The organism is Nocardioides sp. (assembly GCF_041600255.1).
Classification (GTDB): domain Bacteria; phylum Actinomycetota; class Actinomycetes; order Propionibacteriales; family Nocardioidaceae; genus Nocardioides.
The window spans coordinates 22780-48374 of record NZ_JBFIKK010000005.1 but is presented as its reverse complement, the minus strand read 5'-3'; the positions used below and the strand labels follow the sequence as shown (position 1 = coordinate 48374).

At 71.4% G+C, this 25595-nt stretch carries 27 protein-coding genes; 19 read left to right on the top strand and 8 right to left on the bottom strand.

The features are described from left to right. From ABZE72_RS01350 to ABZE72_RS01330, 5 genes are all read left to right on the top strand, one after another. A partial coding sequence (locus ABZE72_RS01350; protein WP_372727210.1) for an acetoin utilization protein AcuC occupies positions 1-1152 on the top strand: 1152 nt, incomplete at its 5' end. A gap of 205 nt (positions 1153-1357) precedes the next feature. After that, the gene (locus ABZE72_RS01345; protein WP_372727209.1) at positions 1358-1564 is read left to right on the top strand and encodes a helix-turn-helix domain-containing protein; all 207 of its coding nucleotides are present in this window, start codon (positions 1358-1360) and stop codon (positions 1562-1564) included. Between the two features lie 131 nt (positions 1565-1695). Next, positions 1696-1797 carry a 30S ribosomal protein bS22 gene (locus ABZE72_RS01340; protein ID WP_008356322.1) on the top strand — a complete coding sequence of 34 codons (102 nt, stop codon included), beginning with the start codon at positions 1696-1698 and terminating at the stop codon, positions 1795-1797. A 15-nt stretch (positions 1798-1812) separates the two neighbouring features. After that, positions 1813-2856: an NAD-dependent epimerase/dehydratase family protein gene (locus ABZE72_RS01335; protein WP_372727208.1), complete on the top strand. Its 1044-nt coding sequence runs from the start codon at positions 1813-1815 to the stop codon at positions 2854-2856. Next, positions 2849-4021 (top strand): 1-acyl-sn-glycerol-3-phosphate acyltransferase, encoded by a 1173-nt coding sequence (locus tag ABZE72_RS01330; protein ID WP_372727207.1) that lies wholly within the window; start codon positions 2849-2851, stop codon positions 4019-4021. The genes ABZE72_RS01335 and ABZE72_RS01330 overlap by 8 nt, the downstream gene beginning before the upstream one ends. A gap of 35 nt (positions 4022-4056) precedes the next feature. Here ABZE72_RS01330 and ABZE72_RS01325 read toward each other — a convergent pair whose 3' ends face one another. The 3 genes from ABZE72_RS01325 to ABZE72_RS01315 all read right to left on the bottom strand — a co-directional run bounded on the left by ABZE72_RS01325 (position 4057) and on the right by ABZE72_RS01315 (position 7109). Beyond that, positions 4057-5184 (bottom strand): DUF5667 domain-containing protein, encoded by a 1128-nt coding sequence (locus ABZE72_RS01325; protein WP_372727206.1) that lies wholly within the window; start codon positions 5182-5184, stop codon positions 4057-4059. A gap of 121 nt (positions 5185-5305) precedes the next feature. Further along, positions 5306-6094 carry a sigma-70 family RNA polymerase sigma factor gene (locus ABZE72_RS01320; protein ID WP_372727205.1) on the bottom strand — a complete coding sequence of 263 codons (789 nt, stop codon included), beginning with the start codon at positions 6092-6094 and terminating at the stop codon, positions 5306-5308. 127 nt (positions 6095-6221) lie between these two features. Continuing rightward, positions 6222-7109, bottom strand: coding sequence for an HAD family hydrolase (locus tag ABZE72_RS01315; RefSeq protein WP_372727204.1), 888 nt, complete (start codon positions 7107-7109; stop codon positions 6222-6224). A 63-nt stretch (positions 7110-7172) separates the two neighbouring features. Between ABZE72_RS01315 and ABZE72_RS01310 the strand changes: the two genes are divergently transcribed. The 7 genes from ABZE72_RS01310 to hemB all read left to right on the top strand — a co-directional run bounded on the left by ABZE72_RS01310 (position 7173) and on the right by hemB (position 15008). Beyond that, entirely contained in the window at positions 7173-8819 is a 1647-nt protein-coding gene (locus ABZE72_RS01310; protein ID WP_372727203.1) for a class I adenylate-forming enzyme family protein, read from the top strand. After that, positions 8816-9064, top strand: a complete 249-nt coding sequence (locus tag ABZE72_RS01305) for a glutaredoxin family protein (RefSeq protein WP_372727202.1) — start codon at positions 8816-8818, stop codon at positions 9062-9064. Before ABZE72_RS01310 ends, ABZE72_RS01305 begins: the two co-directional genes overlap by 4 nt. Before the next feature lie 312 nt (positions 9065-9376). Continuing rightward, positions 9377-10042: a redox-sensing transcriptional repressor Rex gene (locus tag ABZE72_RS01300; RefSeq protein WP_372727201.1), complete on the top strand. Its 666-nt coding sequence runs from the start codon at positions 9377-9379 to the stop codon at positions 10040-10042. Continuing rightward, the gene (locus ABZE72_RS01295; RefSeq protein WP_372727200.1) at positions 10039-11328 is read left to right on the top strand and encodes a glutamyl-tRNA reductase; all 1290 of its coding nucleotides are present in this window, start codon (positions 10039-10041) and stop codon (positions 11326-11328) included. Before ABZE72_RS01300 ends, ABZE72_RS01295 begins: the two co-directional genes overlap by 4 nt. After that, complete coding sequence (gene hemC, locus ABZE72_RS01290; RefSeq protein WP_372727199.1) at positions 11328-12299, top strand: hydroxymethylbilane synthase; 972 nt, start codon at positions 11328-11330, stop codon at positions 12297-12299. The genes ABZE72_RS01295 and hemC overlap by 1 nt, the downstream gene beginning before the upstream one ends. Then, entirely contained in the window at positions 12296-13999 is a 1704-nt protein-coding gene (locus tag ABZE72_RS01285) for a uroporphyrinogen-III synthase (RefSeq protein ID WP_372727198.1), read from the top strand. The genes hemC and ABZE72_RS01285 overlap by 4 nt, the downstream gene beginning before the upstream one ends. 10 nt (positions 14000-14009) lie before the next feature. Next, positions 14010-15008: a porphobilinogen synthase gene (hemB, locus tag ABZE72_RS01280; RefSeq protein ID WP_372727197.1), complete on the top strand. Its 999-nt coding sequence runs from the start codon at positions 14010-14012 to the stop codon at positions 15006-15008. A 43-nt stretch (positions 15009-15051) separates the two neighbouring features. Here the strand turns inward: hemB and ABZE72_RS01275 are convergent, their stop codons facing one another. Together ABZE72_RS01275 and ABZE72_RS01270 are read right to left on the bottom strand one after the other, a co-directional pair. After that, positions 15052-16185 carry a hypothetical protein gene (locus tag ABZE72_RS01275; RefSeq protein WP_372727196.1) on the bottom strand — a complete coding sequence of 378 codons (1134 nt, stop codon included), beginning with the start codon at positions 16183-16185 and terminating at the stop codon, positions 15052-15054. A 181-nt stretch (positions 16186-16366) separates the two neighbouring features. Then, on the bottom strand, positions 16367-17509 hold the full coding sequence (locus ABZE72_RS01270) for a lytic transglycosylase domain-containing protein (RefSeq protein WP_372727195.1): 1143 nt from the start codon (positions 17507-17509) through the stop codon (positions 16367-16369). 291 nt (positions 17510-17800) lie between these two features. On the opposite strand from ABZE72_RS01270, the gene hemL reads away from it, so the two are divergent. From hemL to ccsB, 6 genes are read left to right on the top strand one after another with little or no spacing between them, the layout of a single operon-like run. Continuing rightward, positions 17801-19141, top strand: coding sequence for a glutamate-1-semialdehyde 2,1-aminomutase (hemL, locus tag ABZE72_RS01265; RefSeq protein WP_372727194.1), 1341 nt, complete (start codon positions 17801-17803; stop codon positions 19139-19141). Then, positions 19138-19818, top strand: coding sequence for a histidine phosphatase family protein (locus ABZE72_RS01260; RefSeq protein ID WP_372727193.1), 681 nt, complete (start codon positions 19138-19140; stop codon positions 19816-19818). Before hemL ends, ABZE72_RS01260 begins: the two co-directional genes overlap by 4 nt. A gap of 56 nt (positions 19819-19874) precedes the next feature. Further along, positions 19875-20420, top strand: coding sequence for a TlpA family protein disulfide reductase (locus ABZE72_RS01255; RefSeq protein WP_372727192.1), 546 nt, complete (start codon positions 19875-19877; stop codon positions 20418-20420). Continuing rightward, entirely contained in the window at positions 20413-21174 is a 762-nt protein-coding gene (locus tag ABZE72_RS01250) for a cytochrome c biogenesis CcdA family protein (RefSeq protein ID WP_372727191.1), read from the top strand. The genes ABZE72_RS01255 and ABZE72_RS01250 overlap by 8 nt, the downstream gene beginning before the upstream one ends. Then, positions 21171-22781, top strand: coding sequence for a cytochrome c biogenesis protein ResB (locus ABZE72_RS01245; protein ID WP_372727190.1), 1611 nt, complete (start codon positions 21171-21173; stop codon positions 22779-22781). The genes ABZE72_RS01250 and ABZE72_RS01245 overlap by 4 nt, the downstream gene beginning before the upstream one ends. After that, positions 22778-23800: a c-type cytochrome biogenesis protein CcsB gene (gene ccsB, locus ABZE72_RS01240; RefSeq protein ID WP_372727189.1), complete on the top strand. Its 1023-nt coding sequence runs from the start codon at positions 22778-22780 to the stop codon at positions 23798-23800. Before ABZE72_RS01245 ends, ccsB begins: the two co-directional genes overlap by 4 nt. A gap of 84 nt (positions 23801-23884) precedes the next feature. Here ccsB and ABZE72_RS01235 read toward each other — a convergent pair whose 3' ends face one another. Beyond that, on the bottom strand, positions 23885-24079 hold the full coding sequence (locus tag ABZE72_RS01235; protein WP_372727188.1) for a hypothetical protein: 195 nt from the start codon (positions 24077-24079) through the stop codon (positions 23885-23887). A gap of 44 nt (positions 24080-24123) precedes the next feature. Between ABZE72_RS01235 and ABZE72_RS01230 the strand changes: the two genes are divergently transcribed. Further along, a complete protein-coding gene (locus tag ABZE72_RS01230) occupies positions 24124-24387 on the top strand; it encodes a DUF4229 domain-containing protein (RefSeq protein WP_372727187.1) in 264 nt (87 codons plus the stop codon). Between the two features lie 126 nt (positions 24388-24513). Here the strand turns inward: ABZE72_RS01230 and ABZE72_RS01225 are convergent, their stop codons facing one another. Further along, a complete protein-coding gene (locus ABZE72_RS01225) occupies positions 24514-24642 on the bottom strand; it encodes a hypothetical protein (protein ID WP_372727186.1) in 129 nt (42 codons plus the stop codon). Positions 24643-24717: 75 nt separating this feature from the next. Beyond that, complete coding sequence (locus ABZE72_RS01220; RefSeq protein WP_372727185.1) at positions 24718-25593, bottom strand: 1,4-dihydroxy-2-naphthoate polyprenyltransferase; 876 nt, start codon at positions 25591-25593, stop codon at positions 24718-24720. Positions 25594-25595 lie beyond the last annotated feature (2 nt).

Genomic DNA, 25595 nt, shown 5'->3' with positions numbered 1-25595 from the left:
GACCAGAGCCTCGCCGAGTACAACTTCGGACCCAGCCACCCGATGTCCCCGCTCCGTGTCGGCCTCACCATGCGGCTCGCCAAGGAGTTGGGCGTGCTCGACAACGGGCTGCGCATCGTCCCGGCCCCGGTCGCCAGCAAGGACCTGATCGCCACCGTCCACGACGCCGCCCTGATCGAGGCCGTCGAACGCTGCGGCTCCGCCCCCGGCCAGCTCGACGAACTGCACGGCCTGGGCACCGACGACAACCCGGTCTTCCACGACATGCACCTGGCCGCGGCCCACGTGGTCGGCGCCACCGTCGAGGCGTTCCGCCAGGTCTGGAGCGGCGAGAGCCTGCACTCGGCCGCGATCACCGGCGGGCTGCACCACGCGATGCCCGACCGAGCTTCCGGCTTCTGCATCTACAACGACCTCGCCGTCGGGATCCAGTACCTCCTCGACCAGGGCGCGGAGCGGGTCGCCTACGTCGACGTGGACGTCCACCACGGGGACGGGGTCGAGAAGATCTTCTGGGACGACCCACGGGTGCTCACGATCAGCCTGCACGAGACCGGGCAGATGCTCTTCCCGGGCACCGGGTTCCCCACCGACGTCGGTGGTCCGGGCGCCGAGGGCAGTGCCGTCAACGTCGCCCTCCCGCCGGGGACCGGCGACGGCGGCTGGCTGCGGGCCTTCCACGCCGTGGTGCCCCCGCTGCTGCGCGAATTCAAGCCCGACGTCCTGGTCACCCAGCACGGGTGCGACTCGCACATCGAGGACCCGCTCGCCCACCTGATGCTCACCGTCGACGGCCAGCGCGCGACGTACCTCGCCCTGCATGACCTGGCGCACGAGGTCGCCGGCGGGCGCTGGGTGGCCACCGGCGGTGGCGGGTACGCCGTGGTCGACGTCGTGCCGCGCGCCTGGACCCACCTGCTCGCGATCGTCGGCGGTCACCCGCTCGACCCGATGACCGACACCCCGCCGGGCTGGCGCGACTACGTCCGCACCTCCCTGGGGCGTACGGCGCCCTTCCGGCTCACCGATGGCCGCAATCCGGCCTACCGCGACTGGGCCGACGGCTACGACCCGAACACCTGGCTGGACCGCGCCATCCACGCCACCCGTACCGAGGTCTTCCCGTTCCACGGCCTCGATCCGCTGCCCTGAGCGTGGAAAGTGGCCCGGATCGTCCTCTGATCGGTCCAGCCGGACTGGTCCACCGAGCAAATCAAGGGGACACGCCGCGTGTCTCCCAAGTTTCTTCAGTCATTCCCTTCCCCATGCGTCACAGCCGCCCTATCCTCACCATGCGCGGCGCGTGCAATCACCGACGGGGAAGTCGGTGGCGCGCCGAACAGAAAGTCGGTGCCTGATGACGACCAACTCGAGCGGAGATCTCTCCGGATCGACCTTCCTGACCGTTGCCGAGGTGGCCGCGCGGATGCGCGTCTCCAAGATGACGGTCTACCGCCTCGTGCACGGGGGTGACCTGCCCGCCCTCCGGGTGGGCCGCTCGTTCCGGGTCCTCGAGGAGGACGTCGACGAGTACCTCCGCAACAGCTTCTACAACGCGGGCTGACCCTCCTGCGGCTCCCGCGAGCCGACCGTACGGTGGTCGGATTCTGCGGACTGGGGTGCGCCGGATAGTCTGTGCGGGTCCTCTGGGCTTTCTCTCCGGAGCGACCCAACTGCATTGTGAAAGGTTTCCCCGTGGGTTCTGTCATCAAGAAGCGGCGCAAGCGCATGGCCAAGAAGAAGCACCGCAAGCTGCTGAAGAAGACGCGCGTGCAGCGTCGCAAGCTCGGCAAGTAACCCCGAGTCGCAACCGTGGGCTCGGGCGGCAGGGTGGTGCTGGTCACGGGGGTCTCCCGTGACCTGGGCAGGCGCTTCGCGCGCGCTGTTGCCACCGACCCTGCCGTCGACCGGGTCATCGGTGTCGATGTGGTCCCCCCGCGGGGGGACATCGGGCACGTGTCGTTCATCCGTGCCGACATCCGCACCCCTGTCATCGCGAAGGTCATCGCGAAGGAGGACGTCGACACCGTCGTCCACATGAGTGTGATCGCGACCCCCGGGAGCACCGGCGGCCGGAACACCATGAAGGAGCTCAACGTCATCGGGACGATGCAGCTCCTCGCCGCGTGCCAGAAGGCGCCCGGGCTGCGCCACCTGATCGTGAAGTCGACGACCACGGTGTACGGCGCCAGCAGTCGCGACCCCGCGATGTTCACCGAGGAGATGGAGCCGCGCAAGGCTCCGCGGGCCGGGTACGGCAAGGACGTCGCCGAGATCGAGGGCTACGTCCGCGGCTTCGCCCGCCGGCGTCCCGACGTACGCGTGACGTTGCTGCGCGCCGCCAACGTGATCGGCCCCCGGGTGACCAGTCCGATCACGTCGTACTTCCGGCTGCCGGTGATCCCGACCGTGCTCGGTCACGACCCCCGGCTGCAGTTCCTGCACGAGCACGACCTCCAGGCCGTCCTGCGCCACGCGGTCACCCATGACGTCGCCGGCACCTTCAACGTCGCCGGCGATGGGGTGCTGATGCTCTCCCAGGCCGTGCGTCGCTTGCAGCGGCCCTCGGTGAAGCTGCCCGGGATGGCCGTGGGCAACCTCGGCTCCGTGCTGCGCTCGGCCCGTCTGGCCGACTTCTCACCCGAGCACGTGGGGCTGCTGACCTACGGACGCGGCGTGGACACCACGCGGATGCGTGAGGTCCTGGGGTTCCATCCGTCGTACACGACCGCCGAGGCGTTCGCCGACTTCGGGGCGACACTGCCCGCGACCGGTGGGCGCAGCGAGCGCGTGCTCACCACTCTGCAGCGTGCGCTGCCGGAGCCTTCGGTCCACACGGGAGCTGACCATGGGTGACGCAGAGATCATTCCGATCGGGACTCGTGGCCGACCGGGCCGCGCCACCGGTACCCAACCCTCCTCGGCGGCGCGCAGCCTGGCGCCCCGGGCGAAGGGGACGGCCCGGCGCGCGCACCACCGCGCCGAGTCGCCGATCGAGCCCCCTGCCGCGGAGCCCGGGAAGCCCGACGACCAGCCCGGCGAGGCCGCGACGGCGGCCGACCAGCCGGCCATGGCCGAGGTCGGCCAGCGCCCTGCGGTCACCACCCGGGATCGCGGCCCGCTGGCCGGCATCCCGGCCGCCGACTGGCTCGCCGCCTTCCAGCATGCCGCCGTCGAGCTCTTCGGCGATCAATGGGAGGTGCAGCTCGCCCACTTCCTGGCCTTCCTGCGCCGCCGCGTGACCGGCGACTACGTGGTCGACGAGTACGGCTTCGACCAGGAGGTCACCCAGCGGTTCTTCATGGCCGCGCTGCGCCCGATCGCGGAGAAGTGGTTCCGCATCGAGGTGCGCGGCGTGGAGAACATCCCCACCGAGGGAGGCGCGCTGGTCGTCTCGAACCACTCCGGGACCATCCCCGTCGACGGTCTGATGACCATGGTCGCCATCCACGACGAGACCGGGCGGTTCCTGCGCCCGCTCGGCGCCGACCTCGTCTTCAAGATGCCGTTCGTGTCCACCATGGCCCGCAAGGGCGGCGCCACGCTCGCCTGCAGCGAGGACGCCGAGCGCATGCTCAGCGGTGGCGAGCTCGTCGGGGTCTGGCCCGAGGGCTTCAAGGGGATCGGCAAGCCCTACTCCGAGCGGTACAAGCTCCAGCGCTTCGGGCGGGGCGGGTTCGTCGGAGCCGCCCTGCGCACCGGCGTACCGATCGTTCCGCTGTCGGTGGTGGGGGCCGAGGAGATCTACCCCCTCGTCGGCAACCTGCCGTCGCTGGCGCGCCTGCTCGGGGTGCCCTACATCCCGATCACGCCGCTGTTCCCGCTGCTCGGCCCGCTCGGACTGGTGCCGCTGCCGTCGAAGTGGCTGCTGGAGTTCGGCGAGCCGATCCGCACCGACGAGTACGACGACGGCGCCGCCGAGGACCCGATGCTGGTCTTCAACGTGACCGATCAGGTGCGCGAGACGATCCAGCAGACGCTCTACTCACTGCTGATGAAGCGCGAGTCCGTCTTCCGCTGATCTGGGGAAGCCGAGGGAGCCGGGGGAGCCGAGGCTCAGGGGTTGAGCTCCGACGTCACGTCGTCCACGGTCTTGCCGACACCGCCGAGGAGACCGTCCACGGTCGGCACCGGCGGTGTGGAGGTCGGCTGCGAGCCGGAGCCCAGGCCGTCGGTGAGCCGCTTGACCGCGCTGCGCGAGTCCGAACCGCTCGCCTCACCGGAGGAGTCGCCCGAGCCGCCCGTGCCGGAGGAGACGCTGCCCGGAGGCAGGTTGCCCGCGGTGACGTCCGGCAGCGCAGGCTGCTCCGAGGACGTGCCCTTCTTCTTCTTGATCGGCTGCTCGGCACCGCCGGCGGGGTCGCCGAGCACCGGGAGGTCCGCGGACATGGGGACGAAGACGTTCGGGATGACGCCGATGCCGGCGCCACCGCAGGTGGCACAGGCGACGCGGGCCGCGGCGTCGATCTGGAAGAGCACGCGGGCCGCGTTGAGCAGCTCGTCGCGGGCCTCGCTCGGAACGACCGGCTCGAGGGTGGTGAGCTCGCCGAGGCTGACCCCGGTGAAGTCGCGGAGCTGGGCGATCGAGCTCTCGTGTCCGGTGCTCGAGTAGTCGGCCAGCAGCAGGTCGGAGGCCTCGGTGGCCTGCTCGACGAAGACGTTGAGGGTGCTGGCGATCGCCGGAGCGTCCTTCAGGTTGCCCGCACGACTCAGGGCGCCGACCTCGTCGAGGCGGCCGTAGGCGTTGGCGAGCAACGCCTGGCCCTTCTGGCCCTCGCCGACGGTGACGCCGGTCTGCACGTTCTCGATCGCCCGCTTCATCGGGTACAGCACGTCACCCGGCAGGGCGCTCTGGGCGGCCATGGCCAGCGAGGTGGTGGCGCCGACCAGGGCGAATCCGCCGAAGGCAGCGGCGATCCGACGGTCCCGGGCGCGGGGGCTCAGCGGGAGCGTCAGACGTTCGGGGGTGGAGGGGACCAGGGCCGTGCCCGCGGCCAGCATCAGCCGGTCGCGCAGGTTGGCGACGAACGACGGGCGGGGGTTGACCTCGGGGACCTCACGCAGCAGCTCGACCACCGTGAGGAGATCGGCGTCGCGCATGCCCGTGGAGCCGCTGGTCGGGTTGCCCTCGACCAGTGCGGCGAAGTCGTCGGCGCGTCGTCGCGCCGAGAACACGGGAGTCATCGAATCGTTCCTGTCGTCCATCGCGTCCTGCGCCCGGTCTGGGGCAGTGACACCAGGGTCAACGACGGGGCGTGACCGGAAGTTACGGCGGCGCCGTTCGCGCGGCGGTCGGGAGTCGTCATCAGTCACGCAGCCCTTCGGGCATCAGCTTCGCGAGGTTGCGCACGCCACGCAGCTGCAGCTGCTTGACGGCGCCGTCGCTGCGACCGAGCACGGCGGCGGCCTCGGAGATGCTCATCCCCTGGAGGAAACGCATGATCAGGCAGTCCCGCTGCTCGAGCGGCAGCTCCTTGAGCGCCTTGAGCAGCACCTCGTTGGTCAGGCCCGCGAGCACCGAGGACTCCGGGCCCTCGGTGGAGTCGTCGTGCAGGCTCATGTCCTCGGTGGTGAGCTCGAGGCGGGTGCGGCCGGCCTTGAAGTGGTCGGTGGCGAGGTTGCGGGCGATGGTCATCAGCCAGGCGCCGAAGTCCTTGCCCTGCCAGCGGAAGTTGGTCATGCTCCGCAGCGCTCGGAAGAAGGTCTCCGAGGTGAGGTCCTCGGCCAGCGTGGTGGAGCGGGTCCGGTAGAAGAGGAAGCGGTAGACCGACGACTGGTAGTGGTCGTAGAGGAGTCCGAACGCGTCGGCGTCGCCGGTGCGGGCCAGCTCGACGAGGGCGATCAGTCGGGCTCGGTCGGCCTCGGTGTCCTCCGAGGAGGCGGCCAGGTCGGAGTCGTCCTCCGGATCGCCGAGCGGGATCGTGGCCCCCGCCCCGGCGAGTGCCTTGCCTCCGCGCGCACCGCTCGAGGCGGCCTGGGCGAAGAGGATCGAGGGACCGCCGGCCAAGGCCACCTGCTGGGGGGCCAGAGCGGACAGCACGAGGGCGCGCAGGGCGTCGAGCCCGCGCGCTACGTCGTACCCCTGCGATGGCATGTTGATGTGACCCTCCCGGCCAGCTTCTGCCGAAGCCCTTGCCATGGTAGGGCTCTCGGGGGGCCAATGGGGAGGGATCGTCCAAACGTGGTCTATGCCACGCGGGTAAAGCCTGACCCTGCAGGGATCAACGACGCCGCGAGCGCAGGGCTACGGCCGCCGCGACCGCGCCGCTCGCGGCACCGGCCACCCCGGCCACGAAGACGCCGGCCCGCGCGGCCTTGCGTGCGGTGCGGTAGTCCCGGATCCGCCACCCCTGCTCCTTGGCGTGCGCCCGTAGCTTCGCGTCAGGGTTGATCGCGCACGGGTCGCCGACCATGCTCAGCATCGGCAGGTCGTTGTAGGAGTCGGAGTACGCCGAGCAGGCGGCGAGGTCCAGACCCTCCCGCTGGGCGAGCGCCTTGATCGCCTCGCTCTTGGCCGGCCCGTGCAGCATGTCGCCGACCAGGCGCCCGGTGTAGACGCCGTCCACGTGCTCGGCGACCGTGCCCATCGCGCCGGTCAGGCCGAGCCGGCGGGCGATGATCGAGGCGATCTCGATCGGGGCCGCGGTGACCAGCCAGACGCGCTGGCCGCGGTCGAGGTGGAGCTGGGCCAGGGCGCGGGTGCCCGGCCAGATCCGGTGCGCCATCGCCTCGTCGAAGATCTCCTCGCCCAGCTCCTCGAGCTCGGCGACCGTGTGGCCGCGGATGAAGCCCAGGGCTCCCTCGCGGGCCTCGGCCACGTGGTTGGGGTCCTCCACGCCGACGAGACGGAAGTACGCCTGCTTCCAGGCCGCGCCGAGGATCTCACGGGTGGTGAAGAAGTCACGCCGGTGCAACCCCCGGGCGAGGTGGAAGATGCTCGCGCCCTGCATGACGGTGTTGTCCACGTCGAAGAAGGCGGCAGAGGTGGGGTCCGCGGGAGTGTCCAGGGCGGTCTCGACCTCGGCGGCCGCGGCGGCGGCCTCGCCGGCGAGGGTCGAGCGCGACCGGAGATCCCGTGCGGGGCGGGGTTTGTCCCGGGATGGCGTCACTGCGGCAGCGTAGCCCGCTCGACCCCCGGACGGGTCGTGGTGGTGTGTGGAAGTATCGGGCTCATGTCTGTCCCCCCTCCCGCGACCATCGCCGGGATGAACACCGCGATGACCGACGTCGCCGACCTGGTCACCGACGCGGCCGCCGAGAGCCCGGACAAGCTGGCCCTGGTGGAGTCCGGCGGTCGCAGCATGACCTGGGCCGAGGTCGAGGACGAGGTGGGTCGGGTGGCCACCGGGCTGGGTGCGCTGGGGGTGGTCGCGGGTCACCGGGTCCTGATCGCGCTCAGCAACCGCATCGAGTTCGTCACCACCTACCTGGGCGTGCTGCGGGCCCAGGTGGTCGCCGTACCCGTCAACCCCCGGGCGACCGCCCATGAGATGGCCCGGATGATCGCCGACTCCGGCGCCCGGGTCGTGGTGGCCGACGCGGGGTCCGCGGAGAAGGTGCGCGAGGCCGCTGGTCTGGTCACCCGGGCGCTCGACGGCGACCTGGGTCCGCTGGGGGAGGCCGACGCCGACCTGCTCGAGCGTGCGGTCGCGCCCCGGATCGTCGTCGTGGGGGCCGAACCCCGCGCCGGCGAGACGACGTACGACGAGCTGCGTGCGACGCCGGCTCGGCCGGTGCCCCCGCTGCGGGATCCCGACAAGCTGGCCACCCTGCTCTACACCAGCGGCGCTTCCGGACGCCCGCGCGCGGCGATGCTCACGCACCGGGCGATGCTGGCGAACATCGTGCAGGTCGCCCAGGTGGACCCGCCGATGATCCACGGCGACGACGTCGTGCTCGGCGTACTGCCCCTGTTCCACGTCTACGGCCTGAATGCCGTGCTCGGTGGCGTGCTGCGACACCGGGCGAAGCTGGTCCTCGTCGACAGGTTCGACCCCCAGGGCGTCCTGGACCTGATCGAGGACGAGGCCTGCAGCGTGATCCCGCTGGCGCCGCCGGTCTTCGCGCACTGGGCCACCGAGGAGCAGCTCAAGGAGCGGCTCGGACCGGTCCGGCTGGTGCTCTGCGGCTCGGCGCCGCTCTCCACCGACATGGTCGACGACTTCACCGCCCGTACCGGCCTGCCGGTGCACCAGGGCTACGGCTTGACCGAGGCCTCCCCGGTGGTCACCAGCACCCTGTGCAGCGACGAGCTGCGGGCCGGCTCCGTGGGCTCCGCGCTGCCCGGCATCTCGATCCGGCTCGTCGACGACGACGGCAAGGCGCCCGAGGGCGAGGACCCCGGCGAGATCCAGATCGCGGGCGACAACCTCTTCAGCGGCTACTGGCCGGACGGCTCGCGCGGGCCCGACCAGGACGGCTGGTGGGCGACCGGCGACGTCGGCTTCCTGGACGCCACCGGGGACCTCTACCTCGTCGACCGGGTCAAGGACCTGATCATCGTCTCCGGCTTCAACGTCTACCCGATCGAGGTCGAGGAGGTCGTCGGCGAGGTCGACGGCGTGCTCGCCGCGGCGGTCGTCGGCGCCCCGAACCAGGAGACCGGCGAGTCGGTCGTGGCCTACGTGCAGGCTCCCGGGGCGGACCCCGAGGCGGTCACGGCCGCCGTACGGGCCCACTGCGAGGAGCGGCTCGCCCGGTTCAAGCAGCCCTCCCGCATCCAGGTGGTCGACGCGCTCCCGCTGACCGTGACCGGCAAGGTCCAGAAGGGTCGGCTGCGCGGCCTGGAACGACGACGGGTGATGGACCTGCTCGGATGAGCGGCGCCGTACCTCCCCGGGTGACGCTGTACTCGCGGCCGGGGTGCCACCTGTGCGACGACGCCCGCCTCGTCATCGAGCGGGTCTGCGCCGAGCTGGGGGAGTCGTATGTCGAGGTCGACATCGACGAGGACGACTCGCTGCCCGCGCGCTTCCAGGACGAGATCCCGGTGACGTTCGTGGACGGGCGCCAGCACGACTTCTGGCGGGTCGACGCAGCGCGGCTGCGCGCGGCGCTGCGCTGACTGCCTGATCCGCCGCCACCTCCCCCTGTAACGCGGGGTTCTTGCCGCTGAGTGTGCCCCCGGGGGCTTGTTCAGCGTCAATAACCCCGCGTTACAGCGGAAGGTGCGGATCGACCCCGGAGCGGGTGTGACATCTCACATGTGCTAGACGGCTGCGGCGTTCGCCCGCGGGGTACGACGGCGCCCCGGTCGTCTCGGTTTGTTCTCACGTTCACAAACTCCTACAGTGATCGAGCCGCAGCGTGGATCACCCCCCACCCACGCCTCGCCAGCCAGTATCCGCGGGCCATCCATGGCAATGGAGACGAGACAGTGACCGCACGGACATCCACGGAGAGCGCCCGGGACATTCCCGAGGCCACCGTCGCCCGGCTTCCTGTCTATCTGCGAGCCCTCACGACCCTCTCCGAGCAGGGCACGAGCACCTGCTCCAGCGAGGAGCTGGCCGCCGCGGCCGGCGTGAACAGCGCCAAGCTCCGCAAGGACCTCTCCTACCTGGGCAGCTACGGCACCCGCGGGGTCGGCTACGACGTGGACTACCTGCGCTACCAGATCGCCCGCGAGATCGGCGTCACCCAGGACTGGCCGGTCGTCATCGTCGGGATCGGGAACCTCGGGCACGCCCTGGCCAACTACTCCGGCTTTCGCAGCCGCGGCTTCCGGGTGGTGGCCCTGCTCGACGCCGACCCGGAGCGGCACGACGAGGTCGTGGCCGGCGTCGACGTACGCCCCTTCGACGACCTCGAGCAGATCGTTCGCGACTCCGGCGTCGCCATCGGTGTGATCGCCACCCCGGCGCTCGCCGCGCAGGACGTCGCGGACCGGATGGTCGCATGCGGCATCACCAGCATCCTCAACTTCGCGCCGTCGGTGATCTCGGTCCCCGCCGGCGTCGACGTTCGCAAGGTCGACCTCTCCATCGAGCTGCAGATCCTCGCCTACCACGAGCAGCGCAAGGCGCAGGGGGAGAGCGCATGAGCGTCCTCGTCGTGGGCATCTCCCACAACTCCGCTCCGGTGTCGCTGCTGGAGCGGGTGGCGCTCGACTCCGACGGCGTGCACAAGCTGATCCACGACGTGGCCGCCTGCGAGCACGTCAACGAGGTCACGGTCATCTCGACCTGCAACCGCCTGGAGATCTACGCCGACGTGGACCGCTTCCACGGCAGCGTCGAGGACGTCTCCCGGATGCTCGTCGAGCGCGCCGGCGCCGCCACCGCCCAGATGCTGCCCCACCTGTACGTGCACTACGACGACGGTGCGGTCTCCCACCTCTTCCACGTCGCCGCCGGGCTGGACTCGATGGCTCTCGGCGAGGGTCAGATCCTCGGCCAGTCCCGCGAGGCGCTGCGCCTGGGCCAGGAGCTCGGCACGGTCGGCCCCGCCCTCAACGTCCTCTTCCAGCAGGCGCTGCGGGTCGGCAAGCGCTCGCGCGCCGAGACCGACATCGACCGGGCCGCGCCCTCGCTGGTCAGCGCCGCACTGGAGCGCTCCGCCCTCGTGGGCGCCGAGGTGGCCGGCAGCCGGGTCGTCGTGGTCGGCGCCGGCAGCATGGCCGCCCTCGCCACCGCCACCGTGAGCCGGATGGGCGCCGCGACGGTCACGGTCGTGAACCGGACCGCCACCAACGCCACCCGCCTGGCCCAGGAGTACGGCGCCCGCTCGGCGCCGCTGGACGACCTCGCCGCCGAGCTGGCCGTCGCCGACATCGCGATCGCCTGCACCGGCGCCACCGGCGTGTTGATCACCACCGAGATGGTCGCCGCCGCGCGGACCGAGGGCTCCTCGCTCTCCCTGATCGACCTGGCCCTGCCGCACGACGTCGAGCCCGAGGTCGCCGACCTGCCGGGCGTCTCGCTGATCAACCTGGCCGAGCTGGCCGAGGAGCTGCGCGAGTCCGACGCCGGTCGCGAGATCGAGGGCGTCCGCCGGATCGTCGGCCAGGAGGTCACCGCCTTCCTCTCCGCCCGACGTCAGGCCAGCGTGACCCCGACCGTCGTGGCGCTGCGCTCGATGGCCACCGCCGTGGTGGACGCCGAGATGGAGCGGCTCGAGGCGCGTCTGCCCGACCTGGACGACGCCGCCCGCGCCGAGGTGCTGCTCGCCGTACGACGGGTGGCCGAGAAGCTGCTCCACCAGCCCACCGTCCGGGTCAAGGAGCTGGCCAATGAGACCGGCGCCGTCTCCTACGCCGCCGCCCTGGCCGAGCTCTTCGCCCTCGACCCCGACGCTGTCGACGCCGTGACCCGACCGGAGGGCGTGTGATGACCGTGCGCACCGCGACGATCCGCGTCGGCACCCGACGTTCGTTGCTGGCGACCACCCAGGCCGGCACCGTGGCCGACCTGATCACCGAGGTCCTGGGCCGGGCCACCGAGCTGGTCGAGGTCACCACCGAGGGCGACCGCAGCCAGAGCGCCGGCACCCCGTTGGCGACCGTCGGTGGGACCGGCGTCTTCGTCGGGGCCCTGCGCGACGCGCTGCTGCGCGGTGAGGTGGACGTCGCCGTCCACTCCCTCAAGGACCTCCCGACCTACCCCCACCCCGGGGTCACCCTGGTGGCGGTCCCGCGCCGGGAGGACCCGCGCGACGCGATCGTGGCGCGCGACGGCCTGACCCTGGGCGAGCTGCCCGTCGGCAGCCGGGTCGGGACAGGCTCCCCGCGGCGGGTCGCACAGCTGCACGCCCTCGGTCTCGGTTTGGAGATCTCGGGGATTCGAGGGAACGTTGACACCAGGATTGGCAAGGTGCACTCCGGCGAGTTCGATGCCGTGGTGCTCGCCCGTGCCGGTCTGGCTCGCATCGGTCGCCTCGACGACGCGAGCGAGGTGCTCGACCCGCTCCAGATGCTCCCGGCTCCCGGGCAGGGAGCGCTGGCGATCGAGTGCCGCGCCGACGATGCCGAGCTGATCGCGGAGCTGGTCGGGCTCGAGGACGCGCACACCCGCGCGGCCGTCGAGGCCGAGCGTGCCGTGCTGGCCACGCTCGAAGGTGGCTGCTCGGCACCGATCGGTGCCTTGGCCGACGTCGTCGAGGGTGACGACGGAGACGAACTCTGGGTCAGGGCGGTCGCCCTGTCCCACGACGGATCGCTGTCGGTGCGGATGTCCGCGACCGGAGCGGTCTCCGACGCCGTGGGCGTCGGGACCCGGTTGGCGAACGAGATGCTCGCCGACGGGGCTGAACGGTTGGCTCTACCGCAGCAGGAAACACCAGACAAGAGGCAGAACGCATGACGCGAGGCAAGACGTCCCCCAAGACTGGTACCGCCAACGGCGCAGCCAGCCCCACCACGGGTCCGAGCCGAGGCTGGGTGTCGTTCGTCGGCAGTGGCCCCGGTGACCCCGGACTGCTCACGGTCCGTGCCGTCGACCTGCTCAAGCGGGCCGATGTCGTGGTCACCGAGATGCCCGAGCACCAGGCGATGGTCCGCGCCCTCCTGGGCCTGCCCGAGCCGGTGGAGTGCGAGGAGGGTGAGACCCCGGCCCCGGTCGAGGGTCCCGCCATCGTCGACGGTGGCTTCGGCGAGGACGGCCAGCCGCTCACGCACGCCGCGCGCGCCAAGGTCGTGGTCAAGCACGCCAAGAAGGGGCACCGTGTCGTGCGCCTGATGGCCGGCGACCCCTTCCTCTACGCCTCCGGTCCCGAGGAGGCGCAGGCCTGCGTCAAGGCCGGCCTCGGCTTCGAGATCGTCCCCGGCGTCTCGTCGGTGAGCGCGGTCCCGGCGTACGCCGGCATCCCGCTGACCACCAAGGACAACCGCGAGGTCGCCGTCGTCACCTGCGGCGACAAGGTCAACTGGTCGCACTACGCCGACAACCGCACGCTGGTGCTGCTCTCCGCCGTCGGCATGATCGGCGACATCGCCAAGGCGCTCGTCGAGGCCGGTCGCTCCCCGCAGACCCCCGTCGCGATGACCCGGGTCGGCACCACCACCGAGCAGAGCACCGTGACCTCGACCCTCGAGCACATCGCCGCCGACGCCCGGGCCGCCCGGATGGCGCCGCCGGCGGTCACCGTCATCGGTGACGTGGTCGACCTGCGCGAGACGCTCTCCTGGTTCGAGACCAAGCCGCTCTTCGGGTGGCGCGTCCTGGTGCCCCGCACCAAGGAGCAGGCCGGCAGCCTCTCCGAGCGGCTGCGCGGCTACGGCGCCGTCCCCGAGGAGGTGCCCACCATCTCGGTGGAGCCGCCCCGCAACCCGCTGCAGATGGACAAGGCCGTCCGCGGCCTGGTCGAGGGCCGCTACGAGTGGATCGCCTTCACCTCGGTCAACGCCGTTAAGGCCGTGCGCGAGAAGTTCGAGGAGTACGGGCTCGACGCCCGCGCCTTCTCCGGCCTCAAGATCGCCGCGGTCGGCGACAAGACCGCGGCCGCCATCGGCGCCTGGGGTCTGCGCGCCGACCTGGTGCCCTCCGGCGAGCAGTCCGCCGCCGGCCTGCTGGCCGACTGGCCCGAGTACGACGAGCTGCTCGACCCGATCAACAGGGTCTTCCTGCCGCGCGCCGACATCGCCACCGAGAACCTCGTGGCCGGCCTGATCGACCTGGGCTGGGAGTGCGACGACGTCACGGCGTACCGCACCGTGCGGGCCACCCCGCCGCCGGCGCCGACCCGCGACGCGATCAAGTCGGGCAAGTTCGACGCGGTCGTCTTCACCTCGTCCTCGACCGTGCGCAACCTCGTCGGGATCGCCGGCAAGCCGCACCCCTCCACCGTGATCGCGGTGATCGGGCCGGCGACGGCGAAGACCGCTGAGGAGCACGGCCTGCGCGTCGACGTCCTGGCCGCCAAGCCGGACGTCGAGGAGCTCGTCGACGCCCTCGCCGACTTCGGTGGGGCTCGGCGCAGCGCGATGCTGGAGGCCGGTCAGCCGGTCACCAAGCCCTCCGAGCGCAAGCCGTCCGCCCGACGCAAGGCCACCTCCTCGCGATGAGGCCGCTGCGGTGAGCGAGCTCGACGACCCGGCGCTGGTCGGACCCGCGGTCCGGCCTCGTCGGCTGCGCACCACCGCCGCGCTGCGTCGGATGGTCTCGGAGACGATCGTGCGTCCGCACCAGCTGGTGCTGCCGCTCTTCGTGCGCGAGGGCCTCGACCAGCCGCGCCCGATCAGGTCGATGCCGGGCGTCGTGCAGCACTCGCGCTCGTCGCTGCTGGCGGCCGTCAACGAGGCGGCCGAGCTGGGCCTGGGCGGCGTCATGCTCTTCGGGATCCCCGAGCACAAGGACGCCAACGGCTCCGGCGCGGTCGACCCGGCCGGCGTGCTCAACCTCGCCATCACCGACGTGGTGGGCGAGGTCGGGGACGCACTGACCGTGATGAGCGACCTCTGCCTGGACGAGTTCACCGACCACGGCCACTGCGGCCTGCTGTCCGCCGACGGCAGGGTCGACAACGACAAGACCCTGGTCGCCTACGCCGAGATGGCCCGCGCCCAGGCGCACGCCGGCGTCAACACCGTCGGACCCAGCGGGATGATGGACGGTCAGGTCGCCGTGATCCGCGCCGCGCTCGACGAGAGCGAGCACACCGACGTGTCGATCCTGGCCTACTCGGCGAAGTACGCCTCCGCGTTCTACGGCCCCTTCCGTGAGGCCGTGGACTCCTCACTCGAGGGCGACCGTCGGACCTACCAGCAGGACGCCGGCAACGCCCGCGAGGGTGTGCGCGAGGCGCTGCTCGACGTCGAGGAGGGCGCCGACATGGTGATGGTCAAGCCCGCGCTCGCCTACCTCGACGTCGTACGACGCGTCCGCGACGCGGTCGACGTACCGGTCGCGGCGTACAACATCTCCGGCGAGTACTCGATGCTCGAGGCGGCTGCCGCCCAGGGCTGGATCGACCGCGAGCCGGCCATCCTGGAGACGCTGACCTCGATCCGTCGGGCCGGCGCCGACGTGGTGCTGACCTACTGGGCGGCGGAGGCTGCCCGCCTGCTGCGCTGAGGTTCGTCGTCGCCGCTGCTCCGGCGCTCCCAGCCCGACGTCCTCAGGCGGGCGGAGCGGTCCACAGCCAGGCGTCGGCGACCAGTCGACCACCGGTGGGAGAGCCGCTCGGCCACCGCTGTCCACCGAAGACGAAGAGGTCGCGTCCCAGCGCAGCGCTGGAGTCGTCGTACACGTCCTCGCGCGCGGGCAGTGCCCCGATGGCCACCAGGGAGTCGGCCACGCTGTCGTAGACGTGCAGTCGCATCGTGGTGGACATCTGGCCGACGCTGTTGGGGATGTCGTACGTCGCCCCGCCCGGGTCCAGCACGCCGCTCAGGTCCTGGCGTTCTCCGGTCTGCCGCGGCAGCTCGGTCCAGGTCCAGCTGTCGGGGTCGAGGATCCAACCGGGCGAGTCGACGAAGTGCCCGTTGAGCAGGGGCCCGCGGTCGGTGGCCAGCAGCTGGTAGCCCGGTCCCGGAGCGTCCGGGAGCCGGACCCAGCGACCGCTGGCGAGGTCGAGTCTCGCGGCCTGCTTCCCGGACTCCGCACCGGACTCGAGGGCGGGGATCGAGGACCCGGTGAGGACCAGCTGGTCCCCGTGCGCCACGACGAATCGGTCGAAGGTGTCGCTCAGCGGGTCGTCGGGCAGCTCGGCCCAGCTCGAGCGCTCGGGGTCGAAGACGAGGTCGGCGACCTCGCCGACCTCGTCGGTGGCCGAGTGGACCACCAACCTCGACCCGGCCGCGACGAGGTGACGGTCGCGCCGGGGCCCGGGCACGCGACCATGATCGGTCCAGCGGTCGTCCGCCACGTCGTAGGACAGCAGTCGGGTGGGGGCTCCGCACCGGGGCCCGTCCGCGCAGTCGGTCAGCAGGTACGCCGAGCCGGCCAGGACGGCGGTGGCGTACTCCTGGCGCCGCAGCCCGAACGCTGGCGGGGTGATGCTGCGCCAGGAGTCGGTGGCCCGGTCGTAGACCGCGCCGTCGGCCAGCAGCGGGGTCTGGGGCGCGGCGCAGTCGGCCATCGGCGGGCAGAGGAACTCCCAGCCGCCGACCACGAGCATCCGCTCGCCGACACCGACGACCACCGCGTGGTCGCGCGGGCTCAACGGAGCGTCCGGCAACCGGTGCCACCCCGGCTCCCCGGGCCCCTGCTCCGCCTGCTCGGCGGTCCGGGGCTCGCCGGTCTCGGTCACGAGGGCGGGAGCGGGGGAGCAGCCTGTGGCGGAGACGACGAGGGCGGCGGCTGCCAGGCGGAGGACTCTCACAGCGGTGGGACGCGGGCCCCGCCGGCGTGGTTCCTGCCCCTTGTCAGCGGGCTGGTCCGGACATGAGGAAGGCCCGCCCGATCAGATCGGGCAGGCCTTCCTCGTCAGGTCAGTTGGTGTAGCGGCGCACGCACTTGTCGAAGGCGTCGTTGTCGTCGAGCGGGTTGTCGACGTACCCCTCCTTGGTGCACTCCACGATCGCCTGGGCGAGCGTGAGGACGTCGTCCACCGGGGTCGACGGGGTCGGCAGCGGCGGGAGCTTGGGCAGCTTCGGCGTCTTGGGGAGCTTCGGGTCCGGGTTCGACGGCGGGGTCGGGGGCTCGGGGTTGGTGTCCGGGCCCGGGTTCGGGTTGTTCGTGGGCGGCGCCGGAGTCGACTTCTCGTCCTTGCCCTGGCCCTTGCCCTTCTTGCCCTTGGTGCTCTTCTCGATCTTGGTGATCGGGGAGGGCTGCGGCACGAAGTAACCGGCCTGGGCGACACCGTTCGGGACGGTGGTGAAGTCACCGGAGATGTAGGCGTTCATGAACGACAGCACGAGGTCGACGTACGACTGGCTGTGGTTGTAGCGGTAGACCGCGGCGCGCTGGCCGACGACGGTGGAGAGGTCGTCGTTGCCCGAGCAGAGGTAGACGGCCGAGGCGAGCGCCGCGTCGTCGATGTCCTGCGGGTTGCGCTGGGCGTCACCGTCGGCGTCCACGCCGACGACCGACCAGGTCGAGGGGATGAACTGCATCGGGCCGACCGCGCGGTCGAAGACCGTGTCGGAGTCGTACTGGCCGGCGTCGGTGTCGGTGATCCGCGCGGTGTTGTTCTTGCCGTTCAGCGCGATGCCGTAGATGCCGGGCTGGGCGACGCCCTGGTCGTCGAGGATGTTGCCGTTGATCCGACCGTGGTCGGACTCGACGCGGCCGATGGCGGCGATCAGCTGCCAGCTGAGCTTGCAGGAGGGGTCCGCGGCGTTGATGACGGTCTCCGCGCGCTGGTAGGCCGCGAGCGCTGCGGCCGGAATGCCGGCGGTGGAAGCGGTGGCGACCGCCTGTCGGGCGTTGCCCTGCACGCCGGGGGCGACCGCGCCGGGCAGCGAGACGCTCGCGGGAGCCTCGATCGCCGTCGCCGGGATGCTGGTGCCGTCGGGCAGGCCGGGGGTGTAGGTCTCGGTGGCCGAGGCGGTCGACAGACCGACCCCGGTCAGGCTTGCCGTCCACGCGGCCGAGAGCAGCGCCAGCGGAATGATCGCTGTCGCCTTCTGCATACGGCCGAATCGAGCGTTGGACATCAAGTCTCCCTAGTCAGGTGGATCACGGCTGCTCCCTCAAAGCACCCGAGACCTTGACAACGAATGCTGTCACAGTCAGTTACGGCACGCTGCCAATTGTGTTCGACAGCTCACACTCCACGGCCTTCTTCGGTCGTTCCCCGGCCGACCTTGAGGAAAACTCGTCCTGGTGGGGAAGTTCCTGAGGAAGTGGTCCACACCACCTGCACGCCGTACGAGGTCGAACCTGAGCGCGCACGACTTGGCCGCCTCGGCGACAATGAGGGGGTGACCCCCGATCCCACCCCCACCACGGCTGCCTCCGCGGCGCTCTTCGAGCGCGCCCGCGCCGTCACTCCCGGGGGCGTGAACTCGCCGGTCCGGGCCTTCAACGCCGTCGGTGGCACCCCCCGCTTCATCCGCTCCGCCAACGGCGCCTGGCTCACCGACGTCGACGGCACGTCGTACGTGGACCTGATCTGCTCCTGGGGCCCGATGCTGCTCGGCCACGCCCACCCCGAGGTGCTGGCGGCGGTCGGCGACGCCGTCGCCCGGGGTACGTCGTTCGGCACCCCGACCGAGCCCGAGGTCGAGCTGGCCGAGGAGATCGTCGCGCGCACCAGCGTCGAGAAGGTCCGCTTCGTCTCCTCGGGCACCGAGGCCACCATGTCCGCGATCCGGCTGGCCCGTGGCTTCACCGGCCGCGACGTGGTGATCAAGTTCGCCGGCTGCTACCACGGCCACGTGGACTCGCTGCTGGCCTCGGCCGGCTCCGGCCTGGCCACCTTCGCCACCCCGGGCACCCCGGGGGTGCCGGAGTCCTCGACCGCGCTCACCCTGGTGCTGCCCTACAACGACCGGGCGGCCGTCACCGCCGCGTTCGCCGAGCACGGCGACCGGATCGCCTGCCTGATCACCGAGGCAGCTCCGGGCAACATGGGTGTCGTCCCGCCCGAGCCCGGCTTCAACGCCTTCCTGGCCGAGACCTGCACCCGGCACGGCGCGCTCTTCATCAGCGACGAGGTGATGACCGGCTTCCGGGCCTCCCGTCAGGGCCAGTGGGGCCTCGACGGGGCAGTCGAGGGGTGGCGTCCCGATCTGGTCACCTTCGGCAAGGTGATGGGCGGCGGCTTCCCCGCGGCGGCCTTCGGTGGTCGCGCCGACGTGATGTCGCGGCTCTCGCCGGAGGGCCCGGTCTACCAGGCGGGCACCCTGTCGGGGAACCCGATCGCCACCACCGCCGGGCTCACCACGCTGCGGCTGGCCACCGACGACGTCTACACCCACATCTCGTCCGCTGCCGAGACGATCAAGGCGGCGGCCCACGAGGCCCTGGACGCGGCCGGGGTCCCGCACGTCGTGCAGACGGCCGGCACGATGTTCTCGATCTTCTTCCGCGACCCGGCGCGGGGGGCTGTGCGGAACTTCGCCGAGGCCTCCGAGACCGACGCGGCGGCCTACGCTGCCTTCTTCCACGCCATGCTGGCCCGGGGGGTCTACCTCCCGCCGTCGGCGTACGAGGCGTGGTTCCTCTCGTCGGCCCACGACGACCGCGCCGTCCAGACCGTGCTCGACGCCCTGCCCGAGGCCGCCCGCGCGGCCGCCGACGCCCCCGAGGGAGCCCGATGAGCCAGACCCCCGACACGATCGTCCACCTGCTGCGCCACGGGGAGGTGCACAACCCCGACGGTGTCCTCTACGGCCGCCGCGACGGGTACCACCTCTCCGAACTGGGCCGGAAGATGGCCGACCAGGTCGCCAGCGCGCTCAAGGACCGCGACATCACCCACCTGCGGGTCTCCCCGTTGGAGCGGGCCCAGGAGACCGCCCGGCCGCTCGCCGAGGCGCGTGGACTGGAGATCGTCACCGACGAGCGGGTGATCGAGTCCACCAACGTGTTCGAGGGCAAGCGGTTCGGCGTCGGTGACGGCGCGCTGCGCAAGCCTTCGGCCTGGCGGCACCTGTGGAACCCCTTCAAGCCGTCCTGGGGTGAGCCGTACAAGGAGGTCGCTGCCCGGATGATGGCGGCCGTCCACGACGCCCGCGAGGCCGCCCAGGGCAACGAGGCCGTGATCGTCTCGCACCAGCTGCCGATCTGGACGACCCGCCTGTTCGTGGAGAAGCGCTCCTACCTGCACGACCCGCGCAAGCGCCAGTGCACGCTGTGCTCCCTGACCTCGCTGCACTTCGCGGGCACGACGCTCACCCGCGTCTCCTACTCCGAGCCGGCCGGCGACCTGATCCCCACCCGGGACAAGGCAGCGCCGTTCTCGGCCGGCGGAGCTCCCGAGGAGCACAGGCCCTGAAGCTCCCGCCCCGTCTTCCCGTCGGCCCGGTCATCGGTGCCGTCCTTGCCTGTCTGGTGCTCCTGACGGGCTGCACGTCGTTGTCCGGAACCGGCGACCAGGGGTTCGTCTCGGGGGACGGCACGGTCAGCGAGGTCGCTGCCGCCGATCGGGGTGCGGTCGTGGAGCTGACGGGTCCGGACCTCGACGGCAACCAGCTCGACCTGGCCGACCTGCGGGGCAAGCCGGTCGTGGTGGTGGTCTGGGGCTCGTGGTGCACGCCGTGCCGGGCCGAGGCGCCGGACGTCGTCGCGGCCGCGAACGAGCTGGCCGGCGAGGCGCACGTGGTGGGCATCGACATCCGGGATCCGTCGGTCGACCAGGCGAAGAGCTTCGTGCGCCGCTTCGACGTTCCCTACCCGTCGTTCTACTCCCCGGACGGCAAGGCGCTGCTCGCCTTCCGCGGCACGCTGACGCCGAACGCGATCCCGAGCTTCGTCGTGCTCGACGAGGAGGGTCGGGTGGCCGCGAGCATCATCGGCAAGCTGCCCTCGACCACCACGCTCGTGGAGGTCGTCCGCGACGTCGCCGCCGGAGTGAGCGGAGAACGCCGCGATGGGTGACTGGTTCCAGCAGACCGCCGCCTCCGGCTCGCTCGTCCTCGCCCTCCCCGTGGCGCTGCTGGCCGGACTGGTCTCCTTCTTCTCCCCGTGCGTGATCCCGCTGCTGCCGGGCTACCTGTCGTACGCGACCGGGCTGTCCGGCGCCGACCTGGCCAGCGGGGCGGCCGGTGAGCGCCGCGGACGGATGCTGCTGGGCTCGGTGCTGTTCGTGCTCGGGTTCTCGTCGGTCTTCGTGGCGCTGGGCACGCTCTCGGGTGCGGTCGGCGCCTTCCTGGTGGACTACCGCGACACCCTGACCCTCGTGCTGGGCATGCTGACGATCCTGCTCGGGTTGGCCTTCGCCGGGCTGTTCCCCTTCCTCCAGCGGGAGTGGCGCGTGCACCGCGTGCCAGCGGTCGGTCTGGGCGCAGCACCGCTGCTCGGCTTCCTCTTCGGCCTGGGCTGGACCCCGTGCCTGGGCCCCACCCTGGCCGCGATCACCTCGCTGTCGTTGAACGAGGCCACGGCCGGCCGGGGGGCGCTGCTCTCCGGTGTCTACGCACTGGGTCTCGGTCTGCCGTTCATCGCCGCGGGGCTGGCCTACCGGCGAGCGCTGGGCGCCTTCGGCTTCGTACGCCGCCACCAGGCCTGGGTGACCCGCGCCGGTGGCCTGATGCTGGTGCTGGTGGGGCTGCTGCTCGTCACCGGCTGGTGGGACCAGGCCGTCACCTGGCTCCAGATCAACCTGATCACCGAGACCGAGGTGGCGTTGTGAGCGAACGCCCCCAGGGCCACGTCGACTCGGCGGAGAGCGACGCCCGGCGCGACGCCGCCGGCGGCCGAGGACCCGGCGAGCTCTCGCTGCGCGAGCTCGGTCGCTGGACCTGGCGTCAGCTGACCTCGATGCGGACCGCACTGGTGCTGCTGCTCCTGCTGGCGCTGGCCGCGATCCCGGGCTCGGTGGTGCCGCAGAGCGGTGTCGACTCGCTGAAGACGTCGCGTTGGCAGGACGCCCACCCGCAGCTGACGCCGATCTACGAGCGCCTGGGCCTCTTCGACGTCTACGACTCGCCGTGGTTCTCGGCGATCTACCTGCTGCTGATGCTGTCCCTGGTCGGCTGCATCGTGCCCCGCACCATCGTCTACGCGAAGGCGATGCGGGCGGCCCCGCCGGCCGCGCCGCGCAACCTGACCCGGCTGCCCGACCACCTGAGCTTCACGACCGGGGAGCACTCACCGGACGAGGTGCTCGCCGCCGGGGCGGCCGAGCTGCGTCGGCGGCGCTACCGGGTGCTCGACTCGACAACGGGGGCGGTCAGCGCCGAGCGCGGCTACCTGCGCGAGGTCGGCAACCTGGTCTTCCACCTCTCCGTGCTGGTGGTGCTGGTGGGCTTCGCGCTCGGTGGCCTGTTCGGCTACAAGGGCGGCGTGATCCTCGTGGTGGGCAACGGGTTCTCCAACAACCTGACCCAGTACGACGACTTCGTGCCCGGCAGTCTCTTCCAGCCCGACGACATGGAGCCGTTCTCCTTCGACATCGACTCCTTCGACATCGAGTGGCTGACTTCCGGGCCGCGCAAGGGGATGGCGCGCGCGTTCGTCTCGCACCTGACCTACCGCGAGACGCCGGACTCCCCGGAGCAGAGCTACGACCTCAGGGTCAACCACCCGCTCACGGTCGGCGACACCGATGTCTTCCTGATCGGGCACGGCTACGCGCCGGTGATCACGATCCGGGACGCCGAGGGCAACGTCTCCTACAGCGGGCCGACGATCTTCCTGCCCACCGACTCGACCTTCCGCTCGTTCGGCGTGGTCAAGGCGCCGGACGCCGCGCCGGTCCAGATCGGGCTCGAGGGCGAGTTCTACCCGACGTACGCCTTCACCGAGGAGACCGGACCGTTCTCGGTCTTCGGCAAGGCGCTCAACCCCGCCATCTCGATGCTCGTCTACGCCGGCGACCTCGGCATGGACGACGGTAAGCCGCAGTCGGTCTACGCGCTGGACAAGGACGAGACCACGCTGGTGGAGAAGCCGGACGGCTCGATGTTCCGGGTCGACCTCCAGCCCGGGGAGTCGGTGGACCTGCCCGACGACCTCGGCTCGGTCAGCTTCGACGGGGTGGAGCGCTGGAACAAGATCCAGATCAGCCAGACCCCCGGCAAGGAGATCGCGCTGGGCGGTGTCGTCCTGGCCCTGATCGGGCTGCTGGGCTCGCTGTTCATCCGTCCGCGACGCGTCTGGGTGCGCGCGCGTGAGGAGCAGGGAGTCACACTGGTGGAGGTGGCCGGGCTGGACCGGTCCGGCGGCGGGGACGTCGCCGGCGTCCTGGCCGAGTTCGTACGCGCCCTTCCCGGCGCGCCTGAGGAGGAGAAGTCGTGACCGACGCTGCATGGGAGACCCTGAGCAACCAGGCCGTGGCCGCCACGGGGTTGCTCTACTTCCTGGCGCTGCTGGCGCACCTGGTCGAGTGGAGCTCGCTGCGCAAGGTGCCCGCCGAGGTGGCTGTCGGAGTCGGCGCTGCCGACCGTGGCGGGGTGACCGTGGGCGAGCGTTCCGCCGAGGTGGCCGCCGACGAGACCGCGCCGGACGCGGACGCGCGGATGCGGCGTACGGCGCTCTTCGCCCGCCTCGGGCTGGTGCTGACGGCGCTGGGCGCCGGGGTGCACGCCGTCGGCCTCGTCGGCCGAGGCATGGCCGCCGACCCGAACCGGGTGCCCTGGGGCAACATGTACGAGTTCACGCTGTCGGGGACCTTCGTCGTGGTGGTCTTCTACCTGGTTCTCTACCGCCGCTTCTCGCTCGCCTGGATGTCGCCGATCGTGGTCGGCCTGGCGCTCTCCTTCCTGATGGTCGCGGTGATCTGGCTCTACGAGCCGGTCGCTCCGCTGGCCGAGGCGCTGGAGTCGTACTGGTTGGTGATCCACGTGGTCGCGGCGGTGCTCGCCACGGGCGCCTTCACGCTGGGGGGGATCACCTCGGCGGTGTACCTGCTCAAGGAGCGCCGCCCGGACCAGCAGACCGGCTGGCTGGCCCGGGTGCCGGAGCTGCGGGTGCTGGACCGGGTCTCCTACCGGATCCACGCGTTCGCGTTCCCGGTGTGGACGTTCGCGGTGCTGATCACCGGGCCGATCTGGGCCCACCAGGCCTGGAGCAGCTACTGGAACTGGGACCCCAAGGAGGTCTGGGCGTTCATCACCTGGGTCATCTACGCGGCGTACCTGCACGCGCGCTCGACGGCCGGGTGGAAGGGTCGCAACGCGGCGATCCTGGCCCTGGTCGGCGTGGCCACTCTGTGGTTCAACTTCATCGGGATCAACTACTTCTCCTCCACCAGCCAGCACTCGTACGCCGCACCGGTGGTCGAGGTGTGGCAGGAGCCGGCGACTCCGTCGGTCTGAGGGTGTCGCGAGGCGGGCGGGCCGCCGTAGCGTGAGCGGGAGTGGTCACACGCGTGAGGAGCCGGCCTGGCCGGCCCGGCCGGGTCAGGAGGGCTCGGGGTCCTCGGGGTGCTTGCGCTTGCGCTCGAGGTCGCGCAGGAACTCCGGGTCGTCGTCGGGGGCGACCGGACGAGCCGGGGGCCGCTTCGGCTGCGGCGCGACACCGCGCCGTTCGATCGCCTTGACCGTGAGGTAGACGATGACCGCGAAGAGGATCACGACGACGAGGAACTTCAGCACCCCTCCAGAGTAGGTGGCCACTGGTCACGGCCTACTCTGAACCCGTGAAGGAGTTCGTCGTCTACACCGCTCTGCGGATCCTGTTGTTCATCGCCTCGCTGGGGATGGTGTTCGGTGTCTGGGCGCTCATCGCCGACGCCGTACCGGTCCTGTGGGTCGTCGTCGTCGCGTTCCTGATCAGCGGGGTGGCGTCGTACTACCTGCTGAACGGTCCGCGTACGGCGTTCGCGCGCCGGGTCGAGGAGCGTGCCGCCCGGGCCTCGGCTGCGTTCGAGGAGCGGCGTTCGCGCGAGGACGTCGACGAGTAGGGGTCGTTTTCTGCGGGTTCACCATGGGATGCAGACGAACCCGCGCTTCCCATGGTGTGCAGAGCAAGGGAAGTGCTGTTTCGGCTGCATACCCTGATGAACCTGCGACGCCTGAGCCGCGTGAGGTCAGTCCTGCTTGCGCTTGAGCTGACGCTCGATCCGGCTCTCCGGCTGCCCCAGGATCTTGGCGAGCAGCGGAACGCGGAAGCGGTAGGCCAGCACGAGCGCGGCCACGATCAGAATCAACCAGAACATGCTTCGACGGTACGCCACCGCCCGCAACGCACCTCGGCCAGCGGGCCCCTCGAGCGTCCGCCCGCGCAGGCTTACTCAGCCGCCGACGACCAGCGCGACCGCCACCAACGTCGCCCACGCCAGCTCGGCCAGCCCGGTCTGCTGCAGCACCGGCACCAGGCCCGGGCCGGTCGCCCCGCCGAGCACGGTGCGCAGCGCCGGCACGGCCACCACCAGGAAGCCGAGCCCCACCAGCGCCCACCAGGTCGTCACCGCGGCCACGCCGAACACCGCCGCACCCGCCACCAGCACCAGCGCCAGGTAGAACCGCCGCGTTCCCGCGTCGCCGAGCTTGACCGCGAGCGTGCGCTTGCCGGCCACGGTGTCGGTCGGGATGTCCCGCAGGTTGTTCACCACCAGGATCGCGCACGCCAGCGCCCCCACCCCGACGGCCGCGAACAGCGCAGCCACCTCCCAGGTCTCGGTCTGCACGTAGGTGGTGCCGAGCACGGCGACCAGGCCGAAGAAGACGAAGACCATCAGCTCGCCGAGGCCGAGGTACCCGTACGGCTTCGAGCCGCCGGTGTAGTACCAGGCGGCGACCACGCTCACCAGGCCAACCGCGACCAGCCACCAAGCCGTGGTCGCGGCCAGCACCAGACCGGCCACCGCGGCGACGCCGAAGGCGAGGAACGCCGCCCGCTTCACCGCGCCGGCGGGCGCCGCGCCCGACCCGACCAGCCGCATCGGACCGACCCGGTCGTCGTCGGTGCCGCGGATGCCGTCGGAGTAGTCGTTCGCGTAGTTGACGCCGACCTGCAGCGCCAGGCTCACCACCAGGGCGAGCAGGGCCTTCCACCACACCGCCGCGTCGACGTACGCCGCGACGCCGGTGCCGGCGAGCACCGGGGCGAGCGCAGCCGGGAGCGTGCGGGGGCGGGAGCCTGCGAACCACTCAGCGGGGGATGCCACAA